The following is an 18,781-nucleotide window of genomic DNA, read 5'->3' on the forward strand; positions in this document are numbered from 1 at the left end:
TATGAACTGCGCCTGATGAACAAAATCGCCTCCATCCTGCTTGCCGGACTGCTTGCCATTGTCATGCTGGGCGGCTTTATCGCCCTTGTCGGCGGCAGTGTCATTGGTGCGCTTGTCTTTGTCATTGGCATCCCGGTCGCCTTCCCGATGTCGACCAGCGTCGTTGTACTGTTCTTTACGGTCATCATCATCCGCACCGTCATCGAAAAACGCCGCCAGAAACGCGAAATGCGCAAATATCTTGATCGCGCAGAAGACTGATTTTCTGCGGGTTTTGACCGCTGGCAGAAAAAACATTCGTTTTTTGCCACTACTTGCCAAAAAAAACGCATCAAATGGCATGGAGTTCGGACACCTCCTCTGAGCCGGTATTGATACCTTCCTTCCAGTTCACATGACACGCTTTGCGCAACCCGCGCGAGGCCCAAGGAAGGAGGCCCCCATGACGGCACAATCAAAGGAACAGCGTTGCGTATCGCTAAGCCAGCTTTCCGATCTGCGTTTGCTGCGCGAACATGCCTATATTGATGGCCGCTGGTGTTCGGCTGATAATCTTCAGGTGATCGAAGTCACCAACCCGTTTGACGGCAGCTTCATCGGCACCGTTCCGAACATGGGTGTTTCCGAAACCCGCAAGGCCATCGCCAGCGCCAAGGAAGCCTTCCCGGCATGGGCCGCCCTTCTGCCGCAGGAACGTGGCGCCGCACTGCGTCGCTGGCATGATCTTCTGATCGAAAACAAGGAAGACTTGGCCCTTCTGATGACCCTTGAACAGGGCAAGCCGATCAATGAAGCCCGCGGTGAAATCGACTATGCGGCAAGCTTCATCGATTTTTACGCCGAAGAAGCCAAACGGGTGAATGTCGAAAACATCACATCCCACCTGCCCGGCCGTAACATGACCGTCAAGCGCGAACCGATTGGCGTCACCGCTGCGGTCACGCCGTGGAACTTCCCGTGTGCGATGATCACGCGCAAGGCTGCGGCTGCACTTGCCGCTGGTTGCTCCATGATTGTCCGCCCGGCAACCGAAACGCCGTTCTCGGCCACCGCATTGGCTGAACTGGCCGAGCGTGCGGGTATTCCGGCTGGCGTGTTTAACATCGTGACCGGTGATCCGAACCCGGTTGTTGGCGAGCTTTGCGGCAATACCGAAGTTCGCGCATTGTCCTTTACCGGTTCGACCGAGGTTGGCCGTCTTCTGCTGTCGCAGGGCGCGCAGACGATCAAGAAAATGTCGATGGAACTGGGTGGTCATGCGCCGTTCATCGTCTTTGATGACGTCGATCTCGACGAGGCGGTTGCCCATGCGGTGAATGCCAAATTCGCCACCAGCGGGCAGGACTGCCTGGCAGCCAACCGCATCTTTGTTCAGCGCGATATTTATGACGACTTCCTTGATAAATATGCCAAGGCCATCGCAGAATTGCGGGTCGGCAACGGTATCGAGGAATATGTCGAAATCGGTCCGCTGATGCATGACCGTGCCGTTGCCAAATGCGAAGACCATGTCGCAGATGCCCGCGCCAAGGGCGCTCGCGTTTTGACCGGCGGCAAGAAAATGGGCGGGTTGTTCTATGCCCCGACCCTTCTGGCCGATGTCACGGACGACATGCAGATCTACCGCGAAGAAACATTCGGCCCGGTCGCCCCGGTCATGGCCTTTGACACCGAGGACGAAGTCGTCACCAAGGCCAATGACAGCGAATATGGTCTGGCTGCCTACCTGATGACCAAGGATTATGACCGCGCCGCACGCGTTTCCAACGCCCTTGAATACGGCATGGTCGCACTGAACTGCGTGAAAATCACCGGTGCACCGATCCCGTTTGGCGGTGTGAAACAATCCGGTCTGGGTCGCGAAGGATCGCGCCATGGCCTCGAAGAATTTACCGAACTGAAATACGTCTGCGCTGCTTACAAAGCGTAAAGCGCGCAAAAGGCATCAACCGCATTCACATGGGAGAATTAAAATGAATGTCATCAAAAACACCACAGCCGATCTTCAGGAAATGGATCGGGCGCATTTCATGCACCCCTCGACCCACATGCGTCAGCACGCAGCGGGTGAAACCCCCAACCGCATCATCAATGGCGGTAAAGGCATCTATATCCACGACACCGAAGGCAAGGAAAGCCTCGATGCGTTTGCTGGCCTCTATTGCGTCAACATTGGTTATGGCCGTACCGAAATTGCCGATGCGATCTATGCGCAGGCAAAGGAACTGGCCTATTACCACACCTATGTTGGTCACAGTAACGAAGCGATCATTCGCCTGTCCGATCGTATCGTCAAAAGTGCACCCGAAGGCATGCAGCGCGTCTATTACGGCATGTCCGGTTCGGATGCGAACGAAACCAACATCAAGCTGATCTGGTACTACAACAACATCCGCGGCCTGCCGCAGAAAAAGAAAATTATCTCGCGTTGGCGTGGTTATCACGGCTCGGGCATCATGACCGGCAGCCTGACTGGCCTTGCTGCCTTCCATAACGCATTTGATCTGCCGCGCAGTCCGGTTCTGCACACCACCTGCCCGCACCATTACTGGAATGCAGAGGCCGGCGAAACCGAAGCAGAATTCGCCAAACGCTGTGCCGATGATCTGGAAAAAATGATCCTCCGCGAAGGTCCGGAAACCGTTGCTGCCTTTATTGGCGAGCCGGTCATGGGTACGGGCGGCATCATCACCCCGCCGGAAGGCTACTGGGAAGCCATCCAGGCGGTTCTGAACAAATATGATGTTCTTCTGGTTGCCGACGAAGTTGTCACCGCCTTTGGCCGTACCGGATCCTATTTCGGTTCCCAGCACTACGGCATCAAGCCAGACCTGATCACGATCGCCAAAGGTGTCTCGTCGGGCTACCTGCCGCTTTCGGGTGTGATCATCGGCGAACGCGTCTGGAAAGTTCTTGAACAAGGTTCAGATCAGATGGGCCCGATCGGCCATGGCTGGACCTATTCAGCGCACCCTGTTTGCGCCGCAGCAGCCAACGCAAACCTCGATATCGTTGATGGCGAAAATCTGACCGGAAACTCGGCAGAAACCGGTGGCTACTTCCAGAAACGGATGCATGAAACCTTTGACAACCATCCGCTAGTTGGCGAAGCCCGCGGCGTTGGCCTGATGGCAGCACTTGAGTTTGTCGCAGACAAAACCAAGAAGGAACGTTTCGATCCGAATGCGAAAATCGGTCCGCGCGTTTCCGCAGCCTGCCTTGAGCGTGGCATGATTGCGCGCGCCATGCCGCATGGTGACATCCTTGGCTTTGCACCGCCACTTTGCATCACCAAGGCCGAGGTCGACAAGGTCATCGACATTGCCAAACAGGCTGTTGATGCGGTTGCCGACGAAGTCGCTGCTGGCAAATAAGCTAGCCTGACCTCACAGTTAAATATTGCCGCCAGCGTCATACCTTCTTCCCGACGCAGGCGGTTCACAGGGGCCGGGCCCATGACCGGCCCCTGTTTTATTGTGTCACCCGGCTGCATTGCACCCCAATACAGCAAGGATTACTGACACTTAGTTTTATAGGCACTACCGTCCTTAACGGCATAGACAGAGCATGTTTTCTGTACGGATCCCATATAGAGAACCTTCACGACGACAAACTCACCATCACTGTCTTTTTGCCACGCGTCGCCATTGGCTAAGACAAGATCATAGCTGTTGCCCTGCTCTCCTCCTGGGTTAGTTGCACCTTTAACCACGTCCTGATCTGCCGATCCTTTCAGCACGTCAATGACGGTGATCTTGCCGTCAGAAGCGGTTTGCTTGAGCAAAGATAATGGGGCACGCCCGTCTCCCTGATAAACTTCCGCTTTTGGCGAGGTCACAACAGAGCCGAGCAACAGCAAAGCAAACATGATTGCCGGAAAAAGGGCATCGCGCAGCCCCTGAAGCAAGTTGAAAATATTCACAGCCAGATCCTTTCACGTCAGTTTCAACGCCACCGTCCAGTCATCGAACAGGGCACGTAGGTGACGCAGAACGCCCGAAGTTGTGAGCTCAGCCTTGATTTGGAAACGCAGCCTTTCAGAACAAACAAAACCCCCGCAAGCATCGCCTGCGGGGGTTTTGCGAAATCCCGTTAAAGTCGGGAAATTTCGATTACATCGCGGTACCGAATTCTTCACGAAGCGATTTCAGCACTTCTTCGGTGTCACCGCCAACTTCTTCAACAAGGCTTGCGCCAACGCCTTTGGACGCTTCCTTGAAGACCGAACGCTGTTCTTCGCTCAGGCGAATGACTTCGATTTCCGGCTTGGCTTCCTTGATGCGAGCAAGGGCTTCTTCATTGGCCTTGGTCTGGGCTTCATAGATGAAGTCATCGAGCTCAGCCTTCACGTCTGCCAGCATTGCTTTGCGTTCGTCAGACAGACCGTCATAGAAGGCCGCGTTCGATACCACGGTGGTGGTGTATTGCTGCTGACCGGCATAGACCAGATAATCGGTCACTTCGTAGAATTTCGCACTTTCAACGAAGAAGATCGGGTTAACCTGTGCGTCAATCACGCTGGTCTGAAGACCGGAATAAACCTCACCCCACGGCAGGGCAACCGGGTCGGAACCGAAAGATTCATAAGTTTCGATCAGGATCGGCGAGGTCATCACGCGGAATTTCACACCATCGAAATCAGCAGGCTTTTCGACCGGTTTCTTGGTGGTCCAGACCATTTCGCCTTCCGGATACATGGTATAAAGCTTCAGCCCCTTGGACTCGAAATCCTGGGAAAGGCCTTCGTAAATGGTCGGGCTCGACGACAGAACTTTCTTGTTCACCTCGTTATCCTGCGACAGCAGGTAGGGAACGCCAAAGACCTGAATTTCCGGCACAAAGGTACCAAGGTGACCCGGGGACGCGTTCGAGAACTGAACGGCACCGGCTGCGGTCAGCTCGGTAATGTCGTTCTCGGTGCCCAGCTGGCCATAGGTGTAAATGGTTACGTTCACATCGCCATTGGTCTTTTCTTCGACCAGGCGCTTGAATTCCTGTGCATACAGGTCCTGAACATCACCCGGGCTTTCTTCGTGGGCGAATTTCCATTCCTCGGCATGGGCAGCAGTCCCGGCCACTGCAAACAGGGCAGCGGCAGAAAGTGTCGCTTTAAGGAGTTTGTTCAGACTCATATCGAAGTCTCCCGTGTTATCGCGCTCAACGAACTGCACCAGCGCTTTCGATGGCGCGCGGATCGGAACGCTTGATTTCAACATCACTGTGATGAACGAGCGAAGTTTTGAAATGTTCCTGCATCAGGTCAATGCTAGTTATGTCTCATGACAAATTAACCCGAACACCTACACAGACCCCGCCCGGCATGTTAGGGTCAGACCAAACATCAGGGATGGAAACAAAATCATGTGGTTACCTGAAATCGACCTTAGCGGCGAAACAGGTCCGAAATACAAGGCACTGGTCGAAGCGATCATTACCGACATTGAATCAGGCAGACTGCGCCACGATGTCCGGATGCCAACACACCGTGAACTGGCCTATCGCCTGAAAGTTAGCGTTCAGACTGTCAGTGCCGCCTACAAGGAGGTCGAACGCCAGGGCTATTTGCGATCCGAACGCCGTCGCGGAACCTTTGTCCAGGCCCGCCTGACCGACCGTGCCTCGTCCTTTATCCTCGACAGCCGCCAACCCGATCTGATCGATCTGTCGATCGTGCGCGCGGCTTATACCGATTTTCACAATGACCTGTCGCGCCAGATGCATGCCAAACTGGCTGAGGAACCCCATCACAGCTGGATGGAAAGCTGCCGACCGGTCGCCGGTTTTGAATATCATCGCGAAATCGGGCGCAACTGGCTTGGCGGCATGGGGGTTGATGTAGATATCCCCAACCTTCTGATCACCAATGGTGCGGCACAAGGCGTCTTTACCGCCCTTTCCACTGTCATTCAGCCCGATGACGTTGTCCTGACCGAAAGCCTGACCGATCATGGCGTAATCGGATCGGCCAGCATTCTGCGCTTCAAGTTGGGTGCACTTCCCACCGACGATGAAGGTATCCTGCCCGATGCCTTTGAGCGCGAATGTCAGACCCGACAGATCCGCGCACTTGTTGTCACACCGATCTTTACCAACCCGACCAACTGTCTGATGGGGCTGGAGCGGCGCAAACGGATTGCTGAGATCGCCGAACATTACGGCGTCTATGTCATCGAGGATGATGTCTATCGCCCGCTTCTTGAAGAAAACCTGCCACCGATCACGAGCTTCCTGCCAAAGCTCGGCTTCCATGTTTCAAGCCTGACCAAGGTGGTTATGCCCGGTCTTCGAACCGGCTTTTTAACGGTTCCCGCGCATTTGTCGATTCGCGCCAGCAGCGTTTTACGTGTCACCGGATGGATGGGGACTCCATTGATGGCAGAGATCGGCGCACGCTGGATAGCCGATGGCACGGTCGATCAGGCCGTCACTGTCCAGCGCGCCCTGATGCGCGAACGTCAGGCCCTCGTCGCCGAGATTTTGGGCGATGCGGTTGTGCGTCATCATCCGACGTCACTTTCCGCCTGGGTGCGCATTCCCGAACACTGGCAGGAGGAATGGTTTGCCTCTGAACTGCGGAAAAATGGCGTTGCCGTAACGATTTCCGACCCGTTCATGACCGTGAAGGTTCCCCGGCCAAACGCCATGCGGATCTGCCTTGGCGGCGCGCCAGATACGCCGTCCGTACAACATGCCCTGATCCAAATTCGCCATACCATGGATCAGATGCCGGGCGTTCACGCCTTCGACGTGATGTATTGATTTTGTGTCATGACAAAAATCTGATTGAACCATCACAAAGCGTTTTTATTCTGACTGAACCGGCGTGAAGCGAATGACAGCATGTGTGGGAGGGAACCAAACATCCACACAGAACGTTCCATAAAAATGTCTCGCACGCGCATCAAGGAGGTTCTATGTCAGGTTCAAACGGGGAGGCCCCCGCTCCGAGTGGCGGGGCGTTAGGTATTCTGAGAAAACTCGACCACGGCTTGTCCGTTGTCGAAAGGCAGCTTCTTGGATGGAGCATCGTGGTCATGGCGGTGAACACCGTCGCCAATGTGATCATGCGGCTCGGCTTCAATTCGAGCATCTTCTTTTCCGAAGAGCTCAATCAGTTTCTGATCATTCTCGTGACATTTGTCGGCATCAGCGAGGCTGCCCGCATGGGGCGCCATATCCGCATGTCGGCCTTTACCGATATGCTCGGGCCCCGCGCCAGCAAGATCATGATGATCATCATTACGCTTGGCACGGCCAGCCTGCTGTTCCTGCTCGCCTGGTATTCGATTGATTACGTCTCGTCGCTGATCTCATCGAACCGGCTGACCCCGGCCTTGCGCATCCCCTATTACCTGACTGTTCTGATCGTGCCGTTTGGCCTTTGCGTTACCGGCATCCAGTTTGTTCTGGCCGCGTTGACCAACATCCTCAAACCCGGGACGCACCTGTCCTATCAGGTTGAGGATACGTTTGACGACGCCGACGAGCATCATCTGTAAGGGGGAATGGAAAAATGGATTTAGGTACTTCAATCCTTCTGGTGATGCTGGTCCTGCTGGTGCTGGGCTTCCCGATGATGGTGCCGCTGGCAACCGCCAGCGTCGTCGCCTTCATGTTTTACATGCCCATCCCCGAACGCATCCTTATCCAACAAATGGTAACGGGCATTTCGCCCGTGGCCCTCATCGCGGTGCCGATGTTTATCTTTGCCGCCGATATCGTGACAAAGGGGCATACGGCCAACCGGCTGATTGACCTTGCCATGACTTTTGTCGGGCATGTCCGTGGCGGCCTTGCCGTCACCACCGCACTTGGCTGCACCATGTTTGGTGCGGTATCGGGCTCGACACAGGCGACCGTGGTTGCCATGGGCGGTCCGCTGCGCCCCAAGATGCTCAAGGCGGGGTATGAAGACAAATTCGCCATGGCACTGATCATCAATGCCAGCGACATCGCCTTTTTGATCCCGCCCTCGATCGGCATGATCGTGTTTGGCGTGGTCGGCAAAGTCTCGATCGGGGAGCTGTTCCTGGCCGGGATCGGTCCGGGCATCCTGATTTTGGTGATGTTCTCGCTCTATTGCATGTACTACGCCAAGAAGAACGACATCCCGACCATCCCGCGCATGACCTGGGCTGAACGCGGCAAGGCCGTAATCAATGCCGGCCCGGCCATCATGTTCCCGGTTCTGATTGTCGGTGGCATCTATCTGGGCTGGGTCAGCCCCACCGAGGTCGCCGCAGTCGCCGTCGTCTATGCCGTCATTCTTGAAGTGCTGGTTTTCAAGTCGGTCAAATGGTCCGAACTGCTGTCGATTGCGCGCTCAACCGGCCTGATCACCGCTGTTGTGTTCATTCTGGTTGGTGCCGGCACGACATTCTCGTTCGTGATTTCCTTTGCCCAGATCCCGCAGCACGTGATTGGTGCGCTGGGGCTCGAAGGCGCAAACCCCTACATCATTCTGGCGGCGATCTGCATTGCCTTCTTTATCGGTTGCATGTTCGTTGACCCGATTGTTGTCATTCTGGTTCTGACCCCGATCTTCATGCCGCTTGTGAATTCGGCCGGTCTGGACCCGGTTCTTGTCGGTACGTTGGTGACGCTTCAGGTTGCCATTGGCTCTGCCACGCCCCCTTTCGGGTGTGACATCTTTACAGCCATCGCAATCTTCAGGCGGCCCTATGCCGAAGTGATCCGTGGAACGCCGCCCTTCATCTTCATGCTGCTGCTGGCAGCGGTGATTTTGATCTTCGTTCCGCAGATCGCACTGTTCCTGCCAGAGCTTGCCTTCCGTTAAGCAAGCACTGGCCCACAATTTCCGGGTAAGCCCGGAAGCATATTGAAAATTAAAACGACCGGGTCGTCCTGATCATCATCGGGACGGCCCGCCTCTGGAGTTCAGGATAATGTCCGTATCCCGTGCGGTCACGCCAGAGCCGGTGGATGTGCCCTATTCCCCTGACCCGGTCGGACCGGCAGGACGGATCGGCCTCATCACACTGGCAACCGATTTCAATAGCGAGGATGATCTGCGCACCATCCTGCCGGGTGATTTGCGCCTGTTCACCACGCGCATTGAAAACGCCAATCCTGTGACGGTCGAAAACCTGCAGGCCATGGCGGCAGATTTGCCGCGCGCGGCCAAAACCCTTCTGCCCGGCTATGGCGTTGATGTTGCCATTTTCGGCTGTACATCGGGGACGGCTGTGACCGGATCTGACAAAATCGCCGCACTGATCAATCAAGGCATGCCCGGCACCAAGGTCACCAATCCGCTGCTGGCAAGTGAACTTGCCCTGCGGGCTATTGGTGCGCAAAAAATTGCCATCCTGACCCCGTATCTTCCGGCCGTGACCCAATCCGTTGCCGACGGATTTGCCGCTAAGGGCTTTGAGGTCACCAATGTGATGGGCTTTGGTCTGGATAATGATTTCGACATGACCGCCCTGCCGCCCAGGGCGATCCTTGAAGGCGCACTCAAGGTCGATACAGAAGATGCCGATGCGGTGTTTATTTCCTGCACGGCGATCCGGTCAGCCGAAATCATCGCAGAAGCCGAACGCCAGCTTAAAAAGCCTGTCATCACCAGCAATCAGGCACTGGTCTGGCACGCCTTGAACCTGATTGAGTACAAAAAACCGATCACGGGGTTTGGTACCCTGTTTGATCAGGCCCCGAAACCAACGAACGAAGTCGAGGTCCCATGAAAGACCCCATCACATTTGCTGATGTTCTTTCTGCCCGTAAAACCATTGCGGACCATGTGATCCACACGCCATTGCGCCCGTCAGCAAGCCTGACGGATCTTATCGGAAGCCCCGTCTGGCTTAAATGCGAACAGCAACAATATACCGGCAGCTTCAAGCTGCGCGGTGCCGCCAATGCGGTTCTGCGCCTGAGCGACGAGGAAAAAGCCAAGGGTGTTGTTGGTGTTTCGACCGGTAACTATGGCCGAGCGCTTGCCTATGCCGCGCGCAATGCAGGTGTGCGTTCGGTGATCTGCATGTCAGAACTGGTGCCCCAGAACAAGGTCGATGGCATCCGTGCCCAGGGGGCGGAAGTCCGCATCATCGGACAGTCACAGGACGAGGCCCAGCATGAAGTCGACCGCCTGGTCAAAGAAGACGGCATGACCATGCTGCCGCCCTTTGACCATGCCGATGTCATTGCCGGGCAAGGCACACTTGGTCTTGAAATCATAGAAGCCCTTCCCGAAGTGGACACCTTGTTGGTGCCGTTGTCCGGTGGCGGGTTGCTGGCCGGTGTGGCACTGGTCGCCAAGTCGGTCAATCCGATGATCAGGGTTGTCGGCATCACTATGGAACGTGGCTGTGCCATGATCACAAGCCTTCAGGAAGGCAAACCGACCGCGGTCAAGGAACTGCCGACACTGGCCGACAGTCTGGGCGGCGGCATTGGTGAGAACAACCAGTACACGTTTGATATGTGCGGCGATCTGACAGACGATTTCGTTCTGGTCAACGAAGCCCAAATCGCCGATGGCATCCGCGCAGCCTATCTTGACGACCAACAGGTGATCGAGGGGGCCGGTGCGGTTGGTATTGCCGCCCTTCGGGCCGGTCTGGTCGATAACCCGGGCCGTACGGTTGTCCTGACGACGGGATGCAATATCGACATGGATCTGCATAAACGCATTGTTGGCGGCGAAGACGTCGACCTGATGGCGGAGTAACCTGAATGCCCTCGATCAGAATTCTGACCGAAACCGACCTGCGCAAGGTCATTGATCTGGACATGGATGCAATTGACTGCGTCGAGGGCGCCTTCAAGGCGCTTGCCACGCAGGATGTCCGCATGCCCCCGATCCTGCGTCTCGATATTGACGAGTTTAATGGTGAGGTCGATGTCAAAACCGCCTATGTGCCAAGCATCGACAGCTTCGCGATCAAGATCAGCCCGGGCTTTTTTGACAACCCTAAACTCGGCCTGCCATCCGTCAACGGCTTGATGAACCTGTTTTCATCGAAGACCGGCCTGCTTGAGGCCGTGTTGCTTGATAACGGCTATCTGACCGATGTGCGCACAGCGGCTGCGGGCGGTGTTGCCGCCAAACATCTCGCCCGCGACGACGCCAAACATGCCGCGATCTATGGTGCCGGTGTGCAGGCTGGCTTGCAGCTCAAGGCGCTGACACTGGTGCGCGATATTACGTCCGCCACCATCTGGGCACGTGACCTTGCCAAGGCCGAGGCCTGCGCGAAAAAGGCATCGCTTGAACTGGGCATTCCGGTGAGTGCGACAACGGATGGCAAGGATGCGGCTGCAACGGCTGACATCATCGTCACCACGACGCCTGCGCGCGAACCGGTACTGATGGCCGATTGGGTCCAACCGGGCACGCATGTGACCGCCATGGGATCGGATGCCGAACACAAAAACGAAATTGAACCTGCCCTGATCGGGCAGGCCGACCTTTATGTCAGCGACAGTCAGGCACAGACCCGCATTCTTGGCGAACTTCATCACGCTATTGATGCCGGTATTGTTGCTGCTGACGCGACATTACCCGAACTCGGCCAGATCATCGCCAAATCCTTGACCGGCAGAACAACTGCGGGTCAGATTACGGTCTGTGATTTGACCGGAACCGGTGTTCAGGACACCGCAATCGCCACCCTCGCCCGGGGACGCTGCGAAGCAGCATCCGCCGGAACCGAGGTCATCTCGTAACAACAAAGGGAAACAGGGTCTGGACCCACCTTTTTCTGGAGGCCTGCGATGAGCCAGGTAGAATTGAATTTCACGCGTGAGGAATATGCCGAACGCCTGGAGAAAACCAAAAAAGCCATGGTGGAAAAGGGCATCGATCTTCTGATCGTGACCGATCCGTCAAACATGGCCTGGCTGACCGGCTATGACGGCTGGTCGTTCTATGTCCATCAATGTGTACTGGTACCCATAGAAGACGACCCGATCTGGTTCGGGCGTTCGCAGGATGCCAACGGGGCCAAACGCACGGTCTATATGCCGCATGACCGCATCATCCCGTATGCGGATTACTATGTGCAATCGACCACCCATCACCCGATGGACTACCTCGCCGAGGTGATTGAATATCGCGGTTGGGCATCGCGCCGCATTGGTGTGGAAATGGATAACTACTATTTCTCTGCCAAGGCCTTCCTGCAGCTTCAGACCCATTTGCCGAACGCCAAGTTTTCCGACGCCACCGCACTTGTGAACTGGCAGCGTGCGGTGAAATCCGAGACCGAGATTTTCTATATGCGCCAAGCCGCCCGCATTGTCGAAAACATGCATGAACGCATTTTCGAAATCGTTGAGCCGGGCATGAAAAAGAACGAACTGGTTGCGGAAATCTTCCGTACCGGGATCGCCGGTATTGATGGCATTGGGGGCGACTATCCTGCCATTGTGCCGCTTCTACCGTCCGGCCAGGATGCAGGTGCCCCGCATCTGACCTGGGATGAAAAACCCGTTCCGGGCAATGCTGGGACCTTCTTTGAAATTGCCGGTTGTTACCGCCGCTATCATGCGCCGCTGTCACGCACGATCTATCTTGGCGATCCGGATCAACGCTTCCTGGATGCCGAAAGTGCCCTGATCGAAGGTCTTCAGGCCGGTCTCGAAGCTGCCAAACCGGGCAATGTCTGCGAAGACATCGCCAAGGCCTTCTTCGGGGTCCTGCAGAAATTCGGCATCGAAAAAGACAGCCGCTGTGGCTATCCGATCGGGCTTTCCTATCCGCCGGACTGGGGCGAACGCACCATGAGCCTGCGCCCCGGTGACCGCACGGTTCTTGAACCGGGCATGACCTTCCACTTCATGCCGGGCCTTTGGTTCGATGACTGGGGGATCGAGATCACCGAAAGCATGATGATCACCGAAACCGGGTCGAAAACCCTGACCAGCTATCCACGACAGCTGTTTGTCAAAAACTGAGCCCTGCCCAAAACCGCAGCGCCCGCCATGGCATTGGATCATGTCGGGCGCTGCCAGATGCCACAGCCTGACGACGACGGTCGCGAAGTCAGGCTTTTTAAGGATACGACCATGACAAAACCATCACCCATCAGCCCGACGATCCCGCTTGATCAGGATGGCATTCACCACGGCTTTTTAAAGCTGCCCTATTCGCGTGATGATTCCGCGTGGGGTGCCGTGATGATCCCGATCACCGTGATCCGCAATGGCAATGGCCCGACGGCGCTTCTGACCGGCGGCAACCATGGCGATGAATATGAAGGTCTGGTGTCGCTGTTCAAACTTGCTGAATCGCTCTCGGCTGGTGAAATCAATGGCCGCGTGATCATTCTGCCGGCCATGAACTACCCGGCGTTTCGCAATGCGTCCCGCACATCCCCGATTGATGCGGGCAACATGAACCGGTCCTTCCCGGGCAAACCCGATGGCACCGTCACGCAAAAGATCGCCGATTACATTTTCCGGTATCTGGTGCCTGAGGCCGATATCGTTCTGGATATCCATTCCGGCGGCAAGACGCTTGATTTCATTCCGTTCTCAGCCGCCCACGTTCTGCCCGACAAGGAGCAGGAAGCACGCTGTGTCGCGGCCATGAAGGCATTTGGCGCGCCCTATTCGATGATGATGCTTGAACTCGATGCGGTTGGCATGTTTGACACCGTGGTCGAGGAAGCTGGCAAAACCTTTGTCACCACAGAACTCGGTGGTGGCGGATCAACCACCGCAGAACGTGTGGCGATTGCCGATCGCGGTGTGCGCAACATCCTTATTCATGCAGGCATCCTTAAGGGCGAGATTGAACCTTCTCCGACCGGCACGACCATGCTTGATATGCCTGATGACCGTTGCTTTGTCGCGTCCGAGGCCAGCGGCCTGTTTGAGCCCTGCGTTGATCTGGGCGACTTGGTCAAGGAAGGCGATCTGATTGCGCGTATCTATGATGTGGAACGCACCGGCACCCCGCCGCGTGAATATTACGCCCCACGCGCGGGCATTGTGTCCTGCCGACACTTCCAGGGTCTGATCAAAACGGGCGACTGCCTGATTGTGATTGCCGAGGTGCTCTGATCATGATCAGGCTTGATGAGCTGGATCTGAAAATCCTCAAAACCCTGCAACGCGAAGGGCGCATTACCAAGGTCAAACTGGCCGAGGCGGTGAACCTTTCGCCAAGCCCGTGTTGGGAACGGCTCAAACGGCTTGAGGATCTTGGCGTCATCTCGGGCTATCACGCCCATATCAATCTGGAAAAGCTGGTCAAACCGACGCTGGTTCTGACCGAAGTTACCCTGCGTCATCACCAGCATGATGACTTCCAGATTTTCGAACGCGCGGTCCAGGACATCCCGGAGATCGTCGAATGCTATGCCCTTGGCGGCGGCGTGGATTACATGCTCAAGGTTCTGTGTCATGACGTTGATGCCTATCAGCGCATGATTGACGGCCTTCTGGTGTCCAATATCGGGATTGATCGGTATTTCACCTATATCGTCACCAAAAAGGTCAAAACCACACCGATCCCGCCGATCGAGAACCTTGTTGCTCCGCCCGAACGCAAATAGCGGCGTTTGAGCCGTCTTAACGAACAGGCACTATAATATGGCGGACAGTTCCGTATGGACTGTTCGCCATATGCCTTTTGACAGGACGGTAAGATGAAAGAACTGATCGACAGTTGGCAACTTTGGGCCGGGCTGGCAGCATGTTTTGCAGCACTGACCGCGATCTTTGCCAAGGTGGGTGTTGCCAATATCAATTCCGATTTTGCGACCTTCATCAGAACCATCATTATCCTGCTTATGGTCTGGATCATCGTGCTTGCCAAAGGTGCATGGGAAAGCCCTTCAAGCATTCCCGCAAAGACTTGGTACTTCCTGATCTTGTCGGGATTGGCAACGGGGGCGTCATGGCTTTGTTATTTCCGTGCGCTCAAGATTGGCGAAGTCGCCAAAGTCGCCCCGATTGACAAGCTTAGCGTCGTTCTGGTCGCAGTGTTCGGTGCGATTTTTCTCGGTGAAAAACTGACTATGATCAGTTGGATTGGTGTCACGATGATCGGTGGCGGAGCCGCCCTGATTGCCTGGAAGGGCTAAGAAAAATGGGGCAGGAAGTGCTTCCTGCCCCGAAGTTCGGCTTGCATCCACAGGGGTTTGCCCCCGTTGGATCAGTGTGTGTCTTCCTTGTGGCCCATGGCGACATGCCACATGTCCCAGCCTGCCAGAAGCAGGGTGAACCCGACCATGATCGCCAGGTCCCAACGCGGGACATAGACCACAAGCGTTACGACAGATGCCGCGAGGACGATAAAGGCCAACAAGGCCATCGCACGATTTAAAAGAACGTTTTCCATCACGCGTCCTCCTGATTACCAAGATATGTTTTGAGCCAGTTTGCCGTGCGCATCAGCCGCGCATCATCACCAACCCGCCCGACAAGCTGAATTCCCATCGGCATCCCGCTTTGTGACCATAACAACGGGATGGTCACAGCTGGCGTGCCACAGAATGTCCAAAGACCGTTAAAGATCGCATTGCCGGTGGTCTGAAGATTGGCCGGTGCCGGTCCGGGTGCCGCCGGTGTAATGATCGCATCACAGCGTTTAAACACCTCTTCCAACCCGGCATTCAGAACCTTGCGCCAATCAAGGGCGGCGAGATAGTCACGCGCCTTGACGTCATTGCCTTTATCAAGGGCCTCGCGAATTTCTGGTGACAACTGATCCCGGCCCCGCTTTTCATAGCCGTAATAGTCCTTGGCCATTTCAGCAAAATTGATCCGGGCCCGCAATGCGGCTGCATCGTCAAACGCATTTGGCAAGGGTGCCTCGAAACATTGATCACCGAGCATGTCGGTGATCTCGCGAAACGCCATTACGGTTTCTTCGTCAGCAAGTTCGTCAAATTGCGGCGGACGGACAAAGGCCAAGGTCGGCGTGACGCGCGGGGTTGCCTTGGCGGTATCGAGCAAGCGTGGCGTCGGGCTTGGCGTGGTTGCCGGGTCACCCGCATCATAGCCAAACAGGCTTTCGGCCACCATCGCCGCCCCGTCGACCGAATTGGCGAATACACCAATGGTATCAAGGGTCGGGCTTTGGCTAAGAACACCGGTCCGGGCAATCGCGCCAAAGCTTGGCTTGAAACCAACCACCCCACAGAACGAGGCTGGCCGGATCACCGACCCACCAGTTTGCGTACCCACTGCAAGCGGGATCATGGCTGCGGCAACGGCGGCGGCCGATCCGGCAGATGATCCACCGGGTGTATGATCCGGATTGTGCGGATTGCGTGTTTTGGACGGATGCATGAAGGCAAGCTCGGTCGAAACCGTCTTGCCCATAATGATCGCCCCGGCCGCCTTCAGACGCGATACCAGGACCGCGTCTTCGCTTGGCACGCGGCCTTCGTCAAGCACCGTGCCGTTGGCGGTCGGAATATTGGCCGTATCAATCACATCCTTCAGACCGACCGGCAAACCATGCAGCGGGCCAATCGGTGCCCCGGCCTGACGCCTTGCATCAAGCGCCCGGGCCTGGGCAATGGCATGATCGCTATCAAGCCACGCCCATGCCTGAACCTGGGGTTCGACTTCGACAATACGTTCCAGACAGGCCTCGACATATTCGACTGCGCGGACCGCCCCGCTGGCAAGGCGGTCACGCAACTCGACGACATCAAGTGTCAGTAACGGGTTGATGTTACTCATTCAGGCAATCCCCTTAGCGTGCGCCGTAGAACAGATCCGGCAGATGGAACACGATCTGTGGGAAAGCGTACATCAAAACCATGCTGACAATCACCATGAACAGGAACGGCATGATCCCCTTGAAGATATCGGTCAACAATATCCCGTTAGGTGCCACCCCTTTGAGGTAATAGGCCGACATGGCCATGGGTGGAGTCAGGAACGAGGTCTGCAGGTTCAGCGCCACCAGAATGCCAAAGAACAGCGGATCAATATCAAACAGCGGCAGCAGCGGCAGGAAGATCGGAACAAAGATGATGATGATTTCCGACCATTCCAGCGGCCAGCCCAGCAGGAAGATGATCAGCTGTGCGAGCAACAGGAACTGCAGCGGTGTCAGGTCAAGACCACCGACAAACTCGGCAATCACATGCTCCCCTCCAAGATAGGAGAACACAGACGAGAAGGTGTAGGACCCGACAAACAGCCAGCACACCATCGCCGATGTCCGCACCGTCAGATAAACCGATTCCCGCAGTCGATCAAAGGTCAGCGCCCGATAGGCAGCCGCCAGAACCATACCGCCCAGCGCCCCGATCGATGCCGCCTCGGTCGGGGTTGCCAGACCAAACAGGATCGAACCAAGCACCGCCAAAATCAGGAAAGCCAGTGGGAAGAACGAGGTTGCCAGCATCCAGAGAACCTTGGGCAGCGGCACTTCGGGAATTTCATCACTGCTCGGACGTGGGGCCGCCTTGGGCTGCAACATCGCACGGCCCATGACATAGAGAAGATACAATCCAACAAGCGTCAGCCCCGGCAAAAGCGCACCGGCATAAAGACGCACGATCGAAACACCCGAGGCCGCTGCATAAACGATCAGCATGATCGATGGCGGGATCAGAATGCCAAGCGTACCGCCGGCACAAATGATGCCCGACGCAAAGCTTTTGTCATAGCGGGCCTTCAACATCGCGGGCAGCGCCAGCATCCCCATCAGGGTCACAACCGCACCCACAATCCCGGTCGCGGTCGCAAACAGCGCACAGGTAATCAGGGCTGCAACACCAAGCGACCCGGGGATATTGCGTGCGGCAATGTTAAGGGTGGAAAACAGACGGTTCACGATGTTGGCACGTTCAACGATATAGCCCATGAACAGGAACAGCGGCACCGCTGTCAGGACCTCGTTGGACATCACCGTGTATGTCTGGTTGATAAATAGATCGAATATTCGGTTGTTAAATGCCCCTTCGAACCAGGTTATCGCCGAGGTCAACGTATCGCTGTCTTCGGCCAGCCGGTTAAAGGCCCGCCACATGCGGCCTGCATCGAAATAGGCGTAATAGCCAAATCCGATCCCCAGCGCCATCAGGGTAAAGGCAACCGGAAAACCGAGAAATACCAGTAAAATAAAGATGCCCAGCATCATCAGGGCGACATGTGCGTCAATCACTTTGGCTGCTCCGTTCGAGGGCGTGTTTCGCGTATGAACCAGGAACTGTCATGAGATCAGTCTTCCTTGGTCACGCGCTGCTTCATCAGCAGCTCTTCGGTTTCTTCAACATCGTCATCCGCATTGCGCCAGTACCCTTCACGGATACACAGAATGCAGCGCATCACCTGTGCGATGCCCTGGATGAACAAAAGAATACCGGCCGCGACAATCACCGCCTTGAATTGAAAGATCGGAACACCCGCCGGGCTGTTCACACTGACTTCCCCGTATCCGAATGACCGGGCGGCATATTTCCAGCCTGCCAGGATCAGTGCGGTCACACCGGGGAAGAAGAAGAAGATATATAAAACCAGGTCGACTTTGGCCTGGGTCGTCGGCTTCCACAGGCGATAAAGGAAATCGCCGCGGACATGCCCGCCACGTGACAGGGTATAGGCCCCACCCATCATGAACAGCGTGCCATACATGATAAAGGACACATCAAGTGACCAGGTGGTTGGTGCGTTAAATAGGTATCGCGAGATCACCTCATAGCTCATGCCAAGCGTCATGAGGATGATCAGCCAGCCAAAGGCCTTGCCAAACCAGGCTGACAGTTTGTCCGCGAATTCAATAAATCCGATCATGAAATCCTGTCCGTTCGCGTATTGACTGCTCCGCCAGTTCAAAAGCGAGAAC

The 18,781-nt window shown here is 55.9% G+C and carries 19 protein-coding genes; 13 read left to right on the forward strand and 6 right to left on the reverse strand.

Features of this window, described 5'->3' with window-relative positions:
* Positions 1-15 precede the first annotated feature (15 nt).
* The 3 genes from UF64_RS02515 (at position 16) to UF64_RS02525 (ending at position 3,374) form a co-directional block, all read left to right on the forward strand.
* Positions 16-261: a hypothetical protein gene (locus tag UF64_RS02515; RefSeq protein WP_044827042.1), complete on the forward strand. Its 246-nt coding sequence runs from the start codon at positions 16-18 to the stop codon at positions 259-261.
* 181 nt (positions 262-442) lie between these two features.
* Positions 443-1,930, forward strand: a complete 1,488-nt coding sequence (locus UF64_RS02520) for an NAD-dependent succinate-semialdehyde dehydrogenase (protein WP_044827043.1) — start codon at positions 443-445, stop codon at positions 1,928-1,930.
* A 43-nt stretch (positions 1,931-1,973) separates the two neighbouring features.
* Complete coding sequence (locus UF64_RS02525) at positions 1,974-3,374, forward strand: aspartate aminotransferase family protein (RefSeq protein WP_044827044.1); 1,401 nt, start codon at positions 1,974-1,976, stop codon at positions 3,372-3,374.
* 140 nt (positions 3,375-3,514) lie between these two features.
* On the opposite strand, the gene UF64_RS02530 is transcribed toward UF64_RS02525, so the two are convergent.
* Both UF64_RS02530 and dctP read right to left on the reverse strand, forming a co-directional pair.
* Positions 3,515-3,922 carry a hypothetical protein gene (locus UF64_RS02530; RefSeq protein ID WP_044827045.1) on the reverse strand — a complete coding sequence of 136 codons (408 nt, stop codon included), beginning with the start codon at positions 3,920-3,922 and terminating at the stop codon, positions 3,515-3,517.
* 190 nt (positions 3,923-4,112) lie between these two features.
* Complete coding sequence (dctP, locus tag UF64_RS02535) at positions 4,113-5,132, reverse strand: TRAP transporter substrate-binding protein DctP (protein WP_044827303.1); 1,020 nt, start codon at positions 5,130-5,132, stop codon at positions 4,113-4,115.
* A gap of 229 nt (positions 5,133-5,361) precedes the next feature.
* Here dctP and UF64_RS02540 point away from each other — a divergent pair, with 229 nt between their 5' ends.
* The 10 genes from UF64_RS02540 (at position 5,362) to UF64_RS02585 (ending at position 15,056) form a co-directional block, all read left to right on the forward strand.
* Positions 5,362-6,759, forward strand: coding sequence for a PLP-dependent aminotransferase family protein (locus tag UF64_RS02540; RefSeq protein WP_044827046.1), 1,398 nt, complete (start codon positions 5,362-5,364; stop codon positions 6,757-6,759).
* A gap of 275 nt (positions 6,760-7,034) precedes the next feature.
* A complete protein-coding gene (locus UF64_RS02545) occupies positions 7,035-7,499 on the forward strand; it encodes a TRAP transporter small permease (protein WP_052657421.1) in 465 nt (154 codons plus the stop codon).
* Between the two features lie 14 nt (positions 7,500-7,513).
* Positions 7,514-8,797, forward strand: a complete 1,284-nt coding sequence (locus UF64_RS02550) for a TRAP transporter large permease (RefSeq protein ID WP_044827048.1) — start codon at positions 7,514-7,516, stop codon at positions 8,795-8,797.
* Between the two features lie 109 nt (positions 8,798-8,906).
* Positions 8,907-9,707 carry an aspartate/glutamate racemase family protein gene (locus UF64_RS02555; RefSeq protein ID WP_044827049.1) on the forward strand — a complete coding sequence of 267 codons (801 nt, stop codon included), beginning with the start codon at positions 8,907-8,909 and terminating at the stop codon, positions 9,705-9,707.
* Positions 9,704-10,693, forward strand: a complete 990-nt coding sequence (gene eutB, locus UF64_RS02560; RefSeq protein ID WP_044827050.1) for a hydroxyectoine utilization dehydratase EutB — start codon at positions 9,704-9,706, stop codon at positions 10,691-10,693. Before UF64_RS02555 ends, eutB begins: the two co-directional genes overlap by 4 nt.
* A 5-nt stretch (positions 10,694-10,698) precedes the next feature.
* Complete coding sequence (gene eutC, locus UF64_RS02565) at positions 10,699-11,691, forward strand: ectoine utilization protein EutC (RefSeq protein ID WP_044827051.1); 993 nt, start codon at positions 10,699-10,701, stop codon at positions 11,689-11,691.
* Between the two features lie 48 nt (positions 11,692-11,739).
* Positions 11,740-12,921 carry an ectoine hydrolase DoeA gene (gene doeA, locus UF64_RS02570; RefSeq protein ID WP_044827052.1) on the forward strand — a complete coding sequence of 394 codons (1,182 nt, stop codon included), beginning with the start codon at positions 11,740-11,742 and terminating at the stop codon, positions 12,919-12,921.
* A 111-nt stretch (positions 12,922-13,032) separates the two neighbouring features.
* Positions 13,033-14,031 (forward strand): N(2)-acetyl-L-2,4-diaminobutanoate deacetylase DoeB, encoded by a 999-nt coding sequence (gene doeB / locus UF64_RS02575; RefSeq protein WP_044827304.1) that lies wholly within the window; start codon positions 13,033-13,035, stop codon positions 14,029-14,031.
* Between the two features lie 2 nt (positions 14,032-14,033).
* Positions 14,034-14,525, forward strand: a complete 492-nt coding sequence (locus UF64_RS02580; RefSeq protein WP_044827053.1) for an Lrp/AsnC family transcriptional regulator — start codon at positions 14,034-14,036, stop codon at positions 14,523-14,525.
* Between the two features lie 93 nt (positions 14,526-14,618).
* On the forward strand, positions 14,619-15,056 hold the full coding sequence (locus tag UF64_RS02585) for an EamA family transporter (RefSeq protein ID WP_044827054.1): 438 nt from the start codon (positions 14,619-14,621) through the stop codon (positions 15,054-15,056).
* 71 nt (positions 15,057-15,127) lie between these two features.
* Here UF64_RS02585 and UF64_RS02590 read toward each other — a convergent pair whose 3' ends face one another.
* The 4 genes from UF64_RS02590 to UF64_RS02605 are packed head-to-tail and all read right to left on the reverse strand — an operon-like array spanning position 15,128 to position 18,729.
* The gene (locus UF64_RS02590; protein ID WP_044827055.1) at positions 15,128-15,313 is read right to left on the reverse strand and encodes a hypothetical protein; all 186 of its coding nucleotides are present in this window, start codon (positions 15,311-15,313) and stop codon (positions 15,128-15,130) included.
* Complete coding sequence (locus tag UF64_RS02595; protein ID WP_044827056.1) at positions 15,313-16,665, reverse strand: amidase; 1,353 nt, start codon at positions 16,663-16,665, stop codon at positions 15,313-15,315. Before UF64_RS02595 ends, UF64_RS02590 begins: the two co-directional genes overlap by 1 nt.
* 13 nt (positions 16,666-16,678) lie before the next feature.
* Positions 16,679-18,100 carry a TRAP transporter large permease subunit gene (locus UF64_RS02600; protein WP_044827057.1) on the reverse strand — a complete coding sequence of 474 codons (1,422 nt, stop codon included), beginning with the start codon at positions 18,098-18,100 and terminating at the stop codon, positions 16,679-16,681.
* A 56-nt stretch (positions 18,101-18,156) separates the two neighbouring features.
* Positions 18,157-18,729 carry a TRAP transporter small permease subunit gene (locus UF64_RS02605; RefSeq protein WP_044827058.1) on the reverse strand — a complete coding sequence of 191 codons (573 nt, stop codon included), beginning with the start codon at positions 18,727-18,729 and terminating at the stop codon, positions 18,157-18,159.
* Between the last annotated feature and the right edge of the window lie 52 nt (positions 18,730-18,781).

The organism is Thalassospira sp. HJ, from assembly GCF_000948415.1.
Lineage (GTDB): Bacteria > Pseudomonadota > Alphaproteobacteria > Rhodospirillales > Thalassospiraceae > Thalassospira.